The 14,787-nt window shown below is 58.5% G+C and carries 10 protein-coding genes; 3 read left to right on the top strand and 7 right to left on the bottom strand.

The annotated features are described in order from the left end of the window. Together AC4FIA_RS07510 and AC4FIA_RS07515 are read left to right on the top strand one after the other, a co-directional pair. On the top strand, positions 1 to 744 hold the full coding sequence (locus AC4FIA_RS07510; RefSeq protein WP_490365337.1) for an alpha/beta fold hydrolase: 744 nt from the start codon (positions 1 to 3) through the stop codon (positions 742 to 744). 14 nt (positions 745 to 758) lie between these two features. After that, positions 759 to 2,015 carry a cytochrome P450 gene (locus AC4FIA_RS07515; protein WP_490365338.1) on the top strand — a complete coding sequence of 419 codons (1,257 nt, stop codon included), beginning with the start codon at positions 759 to 761 and terminating at the stop codon, positions 2,013 to 2,015. On the opposite strand, the gene AC4FIA_RS07520 is transcribed toward AC4FIA_RS07515, so the two are convergent. Beyond that, positions 1,984 to 2,865: an alpha/beta hydrolase gene (locus AC4FIA_RS07520; RefSeq protein WP_490365339.1), complete on the bottom strand. Its 882-nt coding sequence runs from the start codon at positions 2,863 to 2,865 to the stop codon at positions 1,984 to 1,986. The genes AC4FIA_RS07515 and AC4FIA_RS07520 overlap by 32 nt on opposite strands. Beyond that, positions 2,862 to 3,284, bottom strand: a complete 423-nt coding sequence (locus tag AC4FIA_RS07525) for a hypothetical protein (RefSeq protein WP_287475657.1) — start codon at positions 3,282 to 3,284, stop codon at positions 2,862 to 2,864. The genes AC4FIA_RS07520 and AC4FIA_RS07525 overlap by 4 nt, the downstream gene beginning before the upstream one ends. 308 nt (positions 3,285 to 3,592) lie before the next feature. On the opposite strand from AC4FIA_RS07525, the gene AC4FIA_RS07530 reads away from it, so the two are divergent. Continuing rightward, positions 3,593 to 6,874: an AAA family ATPase gene (locus AC4FIA_RS07530; RefSeq protein WP_490365340.1), complete on the top strand. Its 3,282-nt coding sequence runs from the start codon at positions 3,593 to 3,595 to the stop codon at positions 6,872 to 6,874. On the opposite strand, the gene qhpG is transcribed toward AC4FIA_RS07530, so the two are convergent. From qhpG to AC4FIA_RS07555, 5 genes are read right to left on the bottom strand one after another with little or no spacing between them, the layout of a single operon-like run. Then, positions 6,847 to 8,214: a flavin-dependent monooxygenase QhpG gene (gene qhpG, locus AC4FIA_RS07535; RefSeq protein ID WP_490365341.1), complete on the bottom strand. Its 1,368-nt coding sequence runs from the start codon at positions 8,212 to 8,214 to the stop codon at positions 6,847 to 6,849. The genes AC4FIA_RS07530 and qhpG overlap by 28 nt on opposite strands. Further along, positions 8,207 to 9,529 (bottom strand): radical SAM protein, encoded by a 1,323-nt coding sequence (locus AC4FIA_RS07540; RefSeq protein ID WP_490365342.1) that lies wholly within the window; start codon positions 9,527 to 9,529, stop codon positions 8,207 to 8,209. The genes qhpG and AC4FIA_RS07540 overlap by 8 nt, the downstream gene beginning before the upstream one ends. After that, on the bottom strand, positions 9,522 to 11,420 hold the full coding sequence (locus AC4FIA_RS07545; protein ID WP_490365343.1) for a ferritin-like domain-containing protein: 1,899 nt from the start codon (positions 11,418 to 11,420) through the stop codon (positions 9,522 to 9,524). Before AC4FIA_RS07545 ends, AC4FIA_RS07540 begins: the two co-directional genes overlap by 8 nt. Further along, positions 11,417 to 13,252 (bottom strand): hypothetical protein, encoded by a 1,836-nt coding sequence (locus AC4FIA_RS07550; protein ID WP_490365344.1) that lies wholly within the window; start codon positions 13,250 to 13,252, stop codon positions 11,417 to 11,419. The genes AC4FIA_RS07545 and AC4FIA_RS07550 overlap by 4 nt, the downstream gene beginning before the upstream one ends. After that, positions 13,249 to 14,778 (bottom strand): FAD-binding oxidoreductase, encoded by a 1,530-nt coding sequence (locus AC4FIA_RS07555; protein ID WP_490365345.1) that lies wholly within the window; start codon positions 14,776 to 14,778, stop codon positions 13,249 to 13,251. Before AC4FIA_RS07555 ends, AC4FIA_RS07550 begins: the two co-directional genes overlap by 4 nt. Positions 14,779 to 14,787 lie beyond the last annotated feature (9 nt).

Here is a 14,787-nt window from a genome sequence, read left to right on the forward strand (position 1 = left end):
GTGCTGTTTTTGCATGGGTTCCCTAATCGCTCTGTCGATTGGGTGCCGCTTGTACAGTCGCTGACTGACAAACGGCAATTTTTATGCCCCGATATGATCTGGACCCGAGCACTTCGGTTTTCCGCGCCTGCGCAAAGCGTTGGTATGGGGTTGGCGCTTGAACATGTGGGTTCAATGATTTCAGTTCCGCGTTTGCATGTCGTCGGGCATGATCTGGGCGGCGGTATTGCGTGGTGGCTTGCGACTTTGCTGGGGCCGCGCATCGCAAGCCTGACGATTATCGCAGCGCCCGAGCCGAGGAGCTATCTTGCCGCCAGTTCCGCGCTTGAGGCTGAAGGAAGGCGTGACTACATCACGCGCCTATTGTCCGAGCCTGACGAAAGCCCACTGACGCCCGAGAAGTTCGGACATCTAAAGTCTGAGGATGAGGCGGTTTGGGCCGCTGTCCAAGCTGGTTTAGAGGCCACGGAGCCAGCGCGCGTCAGGGCTTTCTATCGAAATTCGATGTCTGGACAGGCTCTTGCTGCAGCGGCCAATTATCAATCACCTGCTTGTCCGGTTCTGATCGTAAACGGCACGGATGATCGCTATTTTCCGGACGAGATTTTTGAAGCATCTGCGGGGCAAATCGGGCAGGGTGCCAGTCGGTTGTCCGTTGCCGGTGCCGGCCATTTTCTTCATCTTACACACGCAGCTGATCTGGCGGCGCCATTGGAACAATTCTGGGCAGCATCCGAGGCCTGAACGAGACTTTGATCATGAATAAAGAACTGTATTGGTCGGCAAACGACATTGCTGCTGCGAAAAAGTATCTGAACGAAGTCGTGATCGAATTGTTCGGACGCACACAAAGGCCGGTCGAGGAGCGCGATGATTTTCTTGGTAAAATCTTTGTTGTTGAAAAGCCGGACGTCGCCAACGTCGTTTTCCAGAACCATGATTTGTACGTGAAGAATTTCGGTTTGGTCGCCTCTTTCGGAGCGAGCCGGTTTACTCTGAATGGCGCCACTTGGGCCCATTTCCGTGAGAAATCGCAAAAGCATCTGGCCAAGGCGGGGCGGCCCGCGATGATCCCCGAGATTGCCAAGGTCTACGGCGAAGAGATCGGGTTTCACGACACGCTTGAGATTGCCGAGCTGGAAAGGTCCATCGGGCGTGCGGCGCTTCGGGTTTTTCTGAAGGCCTTCGGTATCGACATCGACGTGACTCCGTTTCTGGACATCTTCCAGAAGCTGCGGGCGGCGTCGGCGATGCTGCAATACACGTCCTGGAGCGGAACCAACACGGCCAAACAGGATCCGGACATGATCGTGTTACTGGCTCGGCAGATGTGCTTTGATTTCTGGGCGATTTGCCAACAGTTTCCCGAACTGGAAGCCCTAATTCGAAGCATGTCCGACGGGCGTACAGATCAGGATCTGGAGGACTCGGTCTCGGATTTCATGACCAACATGTTCGCGGGCATCGAAACAACGACGGCGTCCTTGGGCTGGATGATCGACTGCCTGTCAAAAGGTCCGGAAGTCCAAGAGAAGTTGCGGCAGGACGTTCTCGCCGCGGAAGGCAAAACACCTGATAGCGTGAAGGTGTTCCGTGACGAGGTGATGCGCTTTTTCCCGCCAATTCCGTTTGTTGTTCGCGAACTTGCAGAAGATGCGAAGCTTGGCGGCCAAGACCTGAACAAGGGTGACGTGGTGGTCGTTTCCATCGTTGCCCTGCATCGCGATCCCGACACTTGGTCCGATCCGAATGCGTTTCATGCCGCGCGCAGTGAATTTGTCGAAGGCTCGCCTGCCGTTACACGGGCGTTCAAGCCCTTCCTGACGGGGCCACGCATGTGCGGTGGACGGCGTCTTGCGACGCTGGAGATCGACGAAGCATTGCGCATCTTGTTGACGCGGTACAAATTCACCAATTCGGCAAAAGATACAGCATTCCAGTATGCTCTGGCGTTCTGCCCGCTTCTGAACAACTCGCTGCAAATCAGGGCAATTTCGGACGCTTCTGCTGACTGAAGCAGTGCCGCGCGAAATCATAAATCACATCGATTTGCTCGGGGCGCATCAGGCTGACAGGGAACGCATCATTCAAGTTCGTAAGCAGATGAACATTGTCGCGCTTTGATGCCAGTTCCTCGATTTCGGGATGATGCGAATGCGGGCTCTGATGGCCATACGTCATCAGTATCGGGATCGAGACATCTTCCAACGTGTCGTAGAGCGAATACACGCTGCTATTGCTGAAAGGCGATGTGATGGCTGGATCGTAGGCCAAACGCCAACTGCCCTCAGTTTCCATAACGCGGTCCGCTAGGATCCTTTCCAGATCGTCTGGTGCCAGAAACTGGTATCTGCGAGCCGCAATCAGGTAGGCCTTGCATTCTACCTGCGTCGCAAATGTCAGAAACGCCTCTTTGCGGAAATAGTCACGAAGGCCCTGTAGGTAGCCATCTGATTTCAGCGGTACGTCATTCAGGATAAGACCCGCGCTTTTCCAAGCTTTTCCGGCCAGATAGGCATATTGAATCACACCGCCCCACGTCGATCCCAGATGGCAGGAAATGGGTGTTGCAAACTGCTCGACCGCCTCTAGGCAAGCAACGTAGTTGGCGGCGGAGTAGCTGCGGTCGTTCATTAGAAATGTGGATCGACCCCGCCCGAGAAAGTCGGGCGCAATCACTGTAATACCACGTTCTGCCAAAGACCGGCCCAGCAGGTCGAATTCAGCGCCGTTTCCTGCAAATCCGTGGGCACAGATCACAGAGTAGGGGCTTTGCGGCGCTTCCCAGATGCGAACCGCGATTTCAGCAAGAACAGAGCCGACCAGCGTATTGGCGATCTCGACCCGATATCCGGGTTGTGTCATTTTTCAACCGTTACGCGGCGCGGCGCCGGATCGCGGCCATCCTGAAAATAACGCTTCCAATAAACCGAGCGTCCAGGTTTCGCCCGCTTGGCCGCACGCATGATGCGCATGATGTCTTCCTGGCGGTCGGCCGCAAAAATCGTCACCGCGATCGAGGTGCCGGATGCGTCGTGGCTTAGCTTGCCGCCGTTTTCCAACCATTCCTTGGCGATTTCGTCGGTGGTGTTCAGCCAGCCGATATAGCCGACGATGGCGTCGTTGCGCGATGCAATCAAATGCGTGCCATTGTTGATTTGATGCAGTAGGGTGCTGATTGATGGCCCGAATTCGAAAGTGTCAAAGGGCGGATGTTTGGACAGGTAATGCGCCAGCAGGCCCAACGAATATGGGTTCTTGGGAAGCTGCGAAATCTCGGTCATATTCTGGTCTTTCAAATCGGTCTTTTCAAACAAACCACGTGGGGTCGCAATAGATTGAACATTCCGCTACGTATCTGTCCAGCGGAATGCAAGAAGACCGTTTTGAACGGCAACCGGCGTTGCAAATTCGTGGCGGGATGCCTGCCGTTTGGGCAAGGAAACGCAGATTTCTTGAGGTTGAAATACATATTTGGTTTTCTTGAAAAGCGAGGCTGCACAAGCCTGAATTTTTGTGTCAATGAAGCTTCGTTGCGCATGTAACTCTGCAGAAAGCTGGTTTTGGATAAAGTGTTTGGAGGGCGCTGTCTTTGAACGATCGGCCGGAAATGATTGTTTTCCTGGATCGCCTCGGCTTGGGGCATCTTGTGGATGTCTTTTTGGCTGAAGACGTCGATGACGACGTGTTCTGGACACTGGGTGAAGCTGAATTTCAGGAACTAGGGCTGAGCCTTGGTCACCGCAAGAAACTGATCGGCGCGATGGAGCAGGTGGGGCTGGTCACCGAACGCTTCGTGCAGGAAGAGCCACGCGACGGGTTCGAGCTTCGCAGGCTCAGCGTGATGTTCATCGACATGGTCGGATCGACGCAATTGGCTGAACGGCTGTCTGCCGATGATATGCATGATCTGCTGCAATCTTTCTTTGTGACCTGCAGCGACGTGGCGCGGCGGTTTGGCGGATATGTCGCATCGCTTCACGGGGATGGTGCGCTGGTTCTGTTCGGCTATCCGCGCACGCGTGTCGGCGATGCAGAGCGGGCCGTGAATGCGGCCATGACCATGCAGACCGACCTGAACGCGCGGAACTACCGTGTGCCCTCGGGTGAAAAGGTCGAGGTCGGGTTCAGGATTGGTGTGGCCACAGGCCCTGCCATCATCGGCAAATCCGATCAGATCAAGGTCGGTGACGGCCTGCGTATGGTGGGCAACGTGATGAACCGTGCGGCGCGGCTTCAGAATGCAAGCCCGCCCGGTGGCGTCATGGTCGATGTGGAAACCCAAGGCGACTTGAACAGCCTGTTCGACTTTGACTTCAAGCCAGACGTTGAAATGAAAGGCATTGAGCGCGCAGGGGCCTACCTTCTCGTCGGTCGTCGCCAGAATGCCCGTGCTGCGGGGGCCGATCCCCGTTTGGGCGGCGATGTTCTGGGCCGCGAGGATGAAACCGAAGCGGTTCAGACGTTCTGGCATGGTGCGGTTTCCGGCAAGCCTGTCCAACTTCTTGTCAGCGGCGATCCGGGCTTGGGTAAATCCACCTTCCTCGGGCCGCTAGTGACGATGTTCGCCGCGAACAGTGCGCGTATTCATTGGCTGGGTGCCAAACCCGGAGCCGAGAACGCGGCTTTTGGTCCGGTAAAGGATTATCTGAACGGTCTGATTTCGGCTGAGACAACCTTGTCGGGCAAACCCGAAGCCGCGTTACAGGCTCTTTTCCCGAATTTCGGTGAACAAGACCTTGCGCTGGTGACGGGGTTGGTTGGTGTTTCGGACGGAGCTACCGTGCCGCCGCAAACCGCTGCGCAGAACCGTGCGAAATTGATTTCGCTTCTGGCTGACTGGTTTGTTGCGGGCGACGCGCCTGTCGTGATCGTTCTGGAAGACGCCCATTGGTGCGATCCCACGACCCGCGACCTGTTGGCGCTATGCGCAGAACGTGCGCAGCAGCGGCGCGTTATGATGATTGCCACGTCGCGGAATGCACACGACGATATCTGGGCGGACTGCCATAATCCGGCATCCTTGCCGCTCAAACCCCTTGATCGCGAAGCAAGCGAAGCGCTGCTGCTTCGGTCGACGGGCGGTCGTGTATTGCCCGACACCGTCCGCGAAAAGCTGATTGAGCAATGTGGCGGCAACCCCTTGATGCTGGAAAGCCTTGCGCGTCCCTTGGCTGAATCCGATCTGGACGGGTTGCATGACGATGTGATCGTCCCGCAGACGATTTATGCCAGTGTGGCTGAGCGTTTGGATCGGCTTGAGGATGGTCGCAAATTTGCGTCGGCTTTGGCGGTTATCGGTATGAATTGCGATTGCGAAGCAATTGCTGCGATGCTCGATTGGCCGCTTGCCAAGACCGACGCGGCCTTGGACGAACTTCTGCGCGCGGGGCTGGTTTCCTGCAGTGATAGCAGGGACGATATCGGGTTCTACCACCAGATTTACCGCGAGGTCGTCTATGAAAGGGTGGTCGGGGCCGAACGCAAGAACCTGCACCAAAAGGCGCTTTCCCTGATCGAAGATTTCCACCCGGACATTGCCGAAAAGCAGCCGCACGTTTTGGCGGACCATGCCATTGCGGCAGGTGATCCTGTCGTTGCGGTTCCGCTGACCATCGAAGCCGGTGAAAAGTTTCTGGCGGGCTCATCGCTTTTGGAAGCGGATTACTATCTGGAAAAGGCAATCGCGGGGCTGGACGATCTGCCATCGACCAGCGCGAACAAGATTACACGGCTGAAGGCTTTGGCGGCGATTGCGTCTGTCAAACGCAGCCGTCTGGGAATTTCCGCGAAAGAAGTCGGTGTCTTGGGCCGCGAGATGCTGGCGCTTGCGAAAGACGTGGGCGACATGCAGGCGGTGCTCTTGGCATTGAACGGGCTTTATGCACATTCGCTTGTCGCCGCGGACTACCGTAGTGCGGCTGACTGGGGCGCAGAATTGTCCGAGGTGTCGCAGCAAACACAAGATCGCCGGTTTTCGATGGTCGGTCGGCGTGCGGTCGGGGTGGTCGCCCTGCACACTGCGCGGTTTGATGAGGCTGAGATTGAACTGCGCGCAGCTTTGGACGCTTACGATGCCAGCAAGGACATGCATCTGGCGATTGCACACGGCTATGACCATGCCGAAATCTGTGCTGTCTTTTTATCCTTCACACTATGGATGCGCGGCGATTTGCAGGGGGCGCGGGAGCTGAGCCGGTTCTCGGTGGATCATTCGCGCCAGATCGATCATGCGCATTCGCTGGCGCAGGCGCTGTCGTTCAGGGCCATGCTTGCTGCCATTGCCGCAGAGGGCGGCGAGATGGCCGAAGCCGGCACTGAGGCCATCGATCTTGGTACGCGGTTTGACCTGAAGGTCATGCGCGAAGCTGGCTGGTATTTCCGTGAATCGGCATGGTTCCTCGCGCGGGGCGAAGCGCTGACGCAGGAACAGATGGCAGGTTTACGCGAAGCCGAAGCCGCATTTCTGAAGGTCAATCCGGACAACTACGGCCCTGTGGCCAAATCGTTCATGGCGCGTATCCTGATCAGTTCTGGCAAATATGACGAGGCTGCCAATGAGTTGGACAAGGCCGTCGAGAAAGAGGCGCAGACCGGCGAAATCTGGATCACACCAGAGCTGACGCGGATCCGAGCGCTGGTGGCGCAGGCCAAAGGAGATACTTCCGGCGCACGCGAACTGCGGCAAACCGCGTTTGATCGTGCGATCGAAACAGGGGCCAAAACATTTGCCCTACGGATCGCATGCGACATGGTCGAGGCGGACCCCTCCTTCGAAACCCGCAACATCCTTATCGATGCCGCAAACAACATGGTGTCGCTGGATGAAGGCTGGGACGTGCGGCGTTACGAACGGCTTCGTCTGGCGTCTTGAACGACGGGCTGCGCAGGGGCCAATGCGCCTATCGAAATCAGATGAGTGATCACGCCTGGCGCTAAATGTGCGGGGCCGAACTGTGTCAGGCGATGCGTCAAGGTATCCACGTCAGCCGGTTCTGACAGAGCGTGACGTAGGGCATTGGCGTTGAACGGACCACAGTGGCCAAAGCGTGTTTCCGTGTTCCTGACCCTTAATCCGTTGGCCCATACGATTTTCTGTGCTGTCAGATGGGGCACCTGTTCGGCGATGCAATCAAGTTGAAGGGGCGTGCCTTTTTCGATCATCGGCGGTGTCGGTGCGTCCGGCACAACATCCGATTTCCAGAACGGGGTCTGATGCCTGCTTTGATCTGCATAGGCCTTGGCCGTTGCTTTGATCGCAGCCTCGCGGTCCATTTCATGGCGCTGCATCAGATAGCATCGTGCGGCAGCTGCGTCGTCCTCTCCTGATAGAAAGCTTGATGCAGCCGCGACCGCCTGAGCGGCGCTTCTGAATGCGTAGACCAGCCCATGGGACGATATCGGATCACGCGCCAAAGCAGCGTCACCGATACAAATCGTGCGTGGTTGCGTCTGTATCTGGTCGACGGCGCTCAGGTCCGCAGGCCGGGGCGGCGCCACACTGTCGATTTTCGCGGTGGCAAGTCGGGACGTCGCCAGCAGGTCGCGCAAAAGGGTCAGGCGGGATTGGTCGTTCAGCCCGCCCAAATCCCGAGGTGGCATAAAAACAGCGCCTTGGATCTGGCCTTGGGCCTTCGCTGCGGCCCATACCCATGCGCTTGGTAGCGCTTCGATCAACATCGTCGCGGGGGGCAAGTCCTGGGACATCGCCTTGAATGGCAAGGCGATGCGGGGTTCGGAAAGGCGGGTTCTGGGTTGGGCAGCGCGGCCTCTTGCATCAAGAATGACCGAGGCTTGGATAGACGTCTGCCCACGGTCGGAGTGGATGCCAAGGCACCCATCGCCTAGGTCGGTCACTCGTCCTGTCCGGATTGTCACGCCAGAGGCCAGCGCATGGGTTTTCAGGCTGGCATGGAGCCGCGCCCGATCCAGCAGGATCGGTGCCGTCGCGCCGAAATCCCGGCGCTCATCTTCGGTGCGCCAGATCATTTCCACCGCTTGTGCCGGGGCGATGAAGGCGGGCTTTAGCGCTGACAACAGATCCAGATCGGCCAACAGCGTCTGGCCGTTTTCCGGCAGGCTTTCGATACGGCCTGCGATGGGCAAAAACGGGTCGATCAGAACAACGCTATACCCGCGCCGTGCCAAAAGCGTAGCAGCAACACAGCCCGAAGGCCCCGCGCCAGCAATGGCTATGTCGTAGTGGTTAGGCATCGAACCAATCGGGCTTTTCCGCCATCATGCGGGCATATGCCCCCAGCGCGAAATGCAGCCAACCGCGCACGAAATCGCAGGCAGGGCGGCCTGCGTGCAGCACCTCGTGGTGGCACCCGCCGCCGCACAGCTTGCGCGCCCAGCAAGTTTGGCAGCTCTCCTGCGCTGTAACCGTCCGCTGTCGCAGGAAGGTATCGCGTGCTTTGTGATCGATACCGCTTTCCAGATCACCCATTTCGCCTAGCGGGTCGTTCACGAAACGGTGGCAGGCCGAATAAGCGCCTTGGGCGTCCACGGCCAGATAGTCGCGCACCGCCCCGCAGGAATGATCGCGCGCCTTGCCACGGTGGATTTCCTGTAATGCAGTGGCAAGGTTGGCAAAGGCATTCGGACGCCCCGCCATCGTGTCGGACAGCCAGTTCTCGCCCGCATCAATCATTGCTTGAAGTAGAACAGGGAGATCATCGGTTTCCAATGCGCCCTTGCCGGTGGGCGAGGTCAGCATAGGCGACACGCCGACCGAGGAAAATCCGAGCTTTGATAGCGCGGCGACTGTTCGTGGGATGTCCAGATTGTTCGGTGTCGCCGTGACGCGGGCGGACAGCGATAGGCGGTCTTTCAGATCGAACAGGGGGGCAAGCCGTTTGGCGATCCGGTCAAAGCTGCCTTGGCCACCGTTCATCGGGCGCAACCGGTCGTTGGTTTCGCGGTCGCCGTCCAAGCTGACAGTCACGGCAAAACGTTGTTCCGCCAGAAATTCAGCATCCTTAGCGCGCAGCAATGTGCCGTTGGTTGTCATGGAAAAACCAATCGAAATCGCTCGCGCGGCGGCCCGTTCGCGGGCGTGTCTGACCGATCCGATGATCAGGTCACGCGCCAGCATCGGCTCGCCGCCCATAAAGGCGATTTTTACCGCACCGCCGGGGGGCGTGCTGTCGATCAGTTGGTCGATCGCCCGTTGGGCGACCTCGGGCGTCATGCGCGTGTCAGGACCACCAAAGGAACCGCCCGCCGCATAGCAGTATCCGCAGGCCATATTGCACGACTGCGATACGGTCAGGGCTAGGGCGCGTACCGGTTGCAACGTGGTGTCTTGCATAGGCGCAGGCACGCTATCCAAACCCAGCCGCGCCAGTTCGGCCACTGTCGCGCCGTCACCTTCGGCCAAGGCACGTGACATGCGCAGGGCGTCTTCCGGTGACAGGCCAAAGACAGCCGCCTGATCCGCCAACAATAACAGGTCACCCGCCAAATGCGCATGGGCGCTGCGGGGGCGGGACGGGGCAATCAGGTCAGGGATCGCACCATCAGCCATGACGATCTTTCCAGAGCGGCGTTTTGTATTTGTCCGCATTGGCAAAGAACGGCACGCCCAGCCCGTGATCCCGCGCCAGTGCCTCGGCCATGTCATGCAGCGCGTGCATGTCGTCGCGGGCCTGAATGATATCGTCCCGCGCGGTTTCGGCGGCATCCAGATCGTTCAGGCTGGCGGCTTCGGCCAGATAGCCTTCGCGCAGGGCGTCGATGATCCGGTCAAGGCACTCCAACGCAGGCTTTACCAGCGGATCATCTGCTGCGGCCTCTTTCACAGGGCGCAGATAGAGGTCTGGGTTCTGTGCATAAGGCGTCAGCATGCGTTTGGTGTCGCGGAACTTCTGGAAGTGGCTCAGGCCATCGGTATCGATCCGGACCGCCAGTTCATTGAGGCCCACGGGGTAGAAATCAGGCCGTTCACGCAGATGGGCGACTAGCGCGGCGTATTCGGTATCGACCGCGCCGCCGGGGCGTTCCACCTCAACGAATTCCTGAATGACATCTTGTGTGGCAGGCCGCAGGGCAGGGGGGCGGGTGATTTCTTCGTCCGGATTGTCAGGATCGGGCGCAGGCACGTCACCGATTACCGACACGACAGGCTTGTAGGGGCCAGTGTGATCGGCAAACGCATCGCACAGGATCCAAAGCGTCTGGTTGACCCAGCGCAGGTGGGTCATTTCGCTGATCGCTACGCCAAGGATCAACTGCCGCGCGGCGCGCAGGTCGTTGGCCAGACCGGGCCAATTGCGGGCCTGTTCCTCGGTCACTTCGTCCGGCGCGCGGAGCGAGAAATAGGCGTAGAGATATTCAAACGCCAAGGTCAGTTCCAACCGCGCCAGCGTGTTCGCCAGATCGTCGATCATCTGATCCAGATCTTCGTAGGGTTCATTCACCTGACGGTGGCCAAAGCGCGGCTCGGGCGTGGATTTGGTTTCCTGCCCGTGCAGGACAAAGTCCAACTCTTCCCAGTGCAGGTTGATTTCATAGGGATCATAGCGCGACGGACGGGCCAGCTCGATCGTCGGCTGGGCCGAGATATCGCGGCTGGGTGATTTGCGGCGGCGCATCCAATCTAGAAAGTTCAACGCCTGTGCGGGATCGTCGTCAGATGTGCCGTCAGAAATGGCGTGGTTCGGATCATCGACTTCGCCCAAGGCCACATCGGGGTGGTTCGACGCCCAGTACTGGCAGGCGCAATCGCGGAAATCGTGGGTCCAAGGGCTGCACATCGATGACGTCAGTTCGCCGGGGCGGTAGACGTCGGGGATCATGCCTTCGTCATCCAGATAGGCGCGGCGTTTGCCTTTCAGCACGACAGGATTGCCCATGGGCTGACCGTCTTCGTCGCGCTGGGTCAGGGCGATGGTCAGATCGGCCACGCTTTGATCAGGGTCCAGTTCGATCAGACGGATGATCCACCACGCGGTTTCACCCTCATAAGGGACACGGAAGACGCCATTCTGCCAGACGGTGAAGTCATAAAGCTCGATCCGTTTGCCGTATTGTTCGACCCAATGCAGATACCACTGGCCACTGCCAAGGGCCGCACCTTCGGGGCCGTTCAGTTGGGTCTTCAGGTCGGCCAACCACTGGTGTTTTTCGTTAAAGATCGGATCGGCTTCAGTATCGGCGATCACCAGTTGCGCGCCTTGGGTGCCGTCGGGGCCAGCAGGCGTGATGCCGGGAAAGGCAAAGACCAGACCGGGGAAGAACCGGACATCAAGCTGGCGCAGGTCAAATTCCAATCCCGGAAAACAGTTGCCGACGCCGCTTTCCATCAGGGTCGCGGCAGAGTTTCCGAGGATCGGTTCGGGATAGCTGGGGTTGCCCTGACGCGCGGCCTTGGCGGATTGGTTCATCGGGCGGATGCGATAGTTCGGAGCGTCAGTCATGCGTGATCTCCTGTCGGTTCGGGCATGACGGGTTTGCGCCACTCCGGATCTGTTTCAAGCTTGTCTAGATAGGCCAGCAGCAGTGTGTACTGCCGCCGTGTGATGGTCAGTGGAACCCCCATGGAATGGCGCATGTAGGGCGGCATCCGCATGTCATAGGTTTGGTCCATCACCTCGCGCGGGTCGCGGTAGCGCAGGGGCGGCTTGTCTGATGGCTCATCCGGCATCACGCCGGTCACGCGCCATTTGCCGACGGGGACTTCGGCAGGTTTCTGAATGCCCACGCGCTTTGGTAGGTCGGACAGCTTGGCAAAAGGCGGGCGCACCAGTTCGCGCACGCGATCCGGCCTGCGGGTCAGGAAGGCGCGCAAGACAGGGCTGTCGGCCATGCGGGCGTGAACCTGCTGAACAACCTGCGTATAGGGCAGGCGGTCATCATCGCCGGATACAGGCACACGGGTTTCGCCCTGACCGGGGGTGTAGTCGGGCACCAGATCGGTATAGGGTTTGTCCCGTCTGCGCATACTGGCAGGCCCGAGTTTCGGTGAGATGCCATCATCCCAGTGCGGATTATCAGGGCTTTCCGAACTGATCAGGGATGCATTGCCCCCAGTCGCCCATGCACGGCGCTGGTCAAGGTTGACCAGACTTGCCGTTTCGAAAATCCGGCGGAAGAGATCGAGGATTTCGTCCGGAGTGGTGTCCAGATCGGGCTCCTGCAAGGGCAGTTCGCGATCTTCCAACTCGTCCTGAATGGAATACATCGGGCGTTTGTCAGGCGCGAAGTCTGGCGGGCCTGCAAAGCTGCGCGCCTGCGCGGTCAGCAGATGCCCGTTCACCGCCAGTCGCGCGGTGATGATCAGGTCGCAGGTGTCATCGATCAGGCCCCAGCTGTGGCCCGGCCCGACGCGGGCGCCATCGTAGCTGTCCATCGGCGTCGGCCATTTGGGCGTGTCATCATGGCCAAAGCTGTAGCCCAGCCAAGGCGTGTCACTGGACAGAATGCGGTTTTCCGGCTTCGTCATCTTGTGGATGCGGCCGTATTCGGTGATCTCCGGTTCGAAATCGCCGGGCTGGCGGGGGGATGCGATGGCCTGTGATGCCTCGGGCGGGCCGAAACTGTCACCCTTGCCGGGTGTGAACCGCAGCCGGATCTGATCGAGCCGAGTCTTGCAGCTCCAGTCATCGAAATTGGGCATAAAGGTCTGGACTTTGCCCAACGGTACCGGCGCGTCGGGGCGGGCCATGGGGACCTGACCTTCGGTATGGGGGCTGATCGCGTCCAGATGGTGGGATTTGTAGCTGTCGGCGTGAAAGACCTTATGGGCGATCACAGCGCAGGCCGCGTCTTTGACCCGTGCCTCGGCCTTGCGGTTGCCTGCGGAGACGGTGAACTCCAACGACCGCAGATCAGCGTGGTACCGTTTCAGCAGGTCCTCGGTGACAGGAACGGCATAGACCTGACCGTCCAAATCCTGAAGCCGTGCCCAAAGTTCGAAAAACGGGGCGACGGGTTTGATACGGCCTTTGTGATCCTTGAAATGGATGACCGGCTCTTGCGTGACTTTCAATTTGTAGGGGTGATGGCCGTTTCCGTGGATCGACTCGCGCGTTAGGGACGGGGCAGGGACGATCATGGTTTGCATGCCGTGATGCGGATCTTCGTCCATCTTCCAGCGATAGGCAGGCATCGGTTCTTTGGAGCTGCCGACACGGGCGATGGCCATGGGCGGATCAAAGAAAATCGATAGCACACGCGCTTTGCGTATGTCTTTTCCACACCAGGGTGCGCAGGTGGACGGATCGGGGTTATTGCACTTGTGAAACGTCATGCCGACGCCTCCTTGCAGGGCATCTTGGTGGGAATGCTTTGTTCGTATTCAAACAGGTTGTGCGGATCGTATTTGGCCTTGGCCGCGATCAGACGTTCAAGGTTGTCGCCAAAGTAGTTCTGCAAGAAATCCTTGTTTCCGCGGATCGGGTAGTTCTGATAGCGGTGGCCGTTGCTCATCGCCTCACCAATTTCGCCGAACTTTTTCAGCCAGTTCAAAGACGCCTCGCGATGCGTGTCGAAGGTCCAGAATACCCAAGTGAACATGTCCAAGCTGGCATTCCGATGGAAATAGGCCATGTCGTCAGACTTGGGTTCGTTGATGGCCCCGCCGTAAAGTTCCAGCGCGATAAAGATCGTCTTGTCCGGCGCCACAAGGAAGTGATCCACCATGTCGCGCCAGCGATCTGCCGAATGGCATTCGGCGATGATCCGGCTGTCCACCATGGGTTTGGTGTTCATTGACACCGCGGGCATTTCGACATGTGGCTCGGTCGCCGTCATCAGAAGCTGTTCGTTGACCTTCAGGTAATGCCCATCGTTCCAGATATCGACCTGTGTCTTGCGGTCTTTGACGTGATCCAGAAGCGGGCCAAGGGCCGCTTCGCATTCTGCCTCGGATCCGTCATAGAGCCCGCGCAAAGAAATGCAGGGTTCCTGACCATCCGGCTTTTCCGGCGTCGGCAGATACATCAACAGCGCCTGCATGCCCATCTTGGGCGGGCCGTCATAAGTGTATTGCGCCTGCACGGTTTCCAGCACGCGACAGGCGGTTTGGATGTCGTCTTCGTGCTTTAACGGAAAGCGCAGGCCAAAGGCCCAGACCTTTTCCAACGGCACAAGATCATATTCGATCTCGGTCAGGATACCGAACTGGTTGCCGGTGCCGCCGCGCACGGCCCAGAACAGATCGGCGTTCTCGTCTTTGTTGGCGCGCAGCAGGGTGCCATCGGCGGTGACCATACGAAAACCAACCACGTGGTCGCAGTTCATCCCGAACAGACGCGAGGTGAAACCATAGCCGCCGCCCTGCATGTAGCCCGCGACGCAAACCGTTTCACACCCACCGCCGGGGACGTGCAGTTTGTAGTGGTGCAGCATGCGGTTCAACGTACGGAAATTCGTGCCGGGACCAACCTTGGCGCGGCGTGTGTCCGGATCGATCAGAACATGACCCATGCGGCTTGTGTCGATGACGATCTGGTCGTTCACGCTATAGCCAGCGGTTGAGTGCCCGCCGGACCGCGTCGTTACTTTCAGCCGCTGTTTGCGGGCGAATTTCAGTCCTGCGATCACGTCGGTTTCGCAGGTCGCGTGGATGATCAGCTGTGGGTAGTTCTGGTAGGTGTGCATAAAGACCATACGGTCATCATTGTACCCGGGATAGCCTGGCTGCTGCACATCTCCGGCAAGCTTTTCTTGAAGTTCTCCAAGAGCTTCGTCTGAATAAGACAGCAGTCCTGTTTCACGATGCTTGTCTTCGATCCACGGACCGGACTTGTGGTGTTTCTTCCGGAATGTCGTCATCTGAGCCCC

This window comes from Thalassococcus sp. (assembly GCF_982780845.1).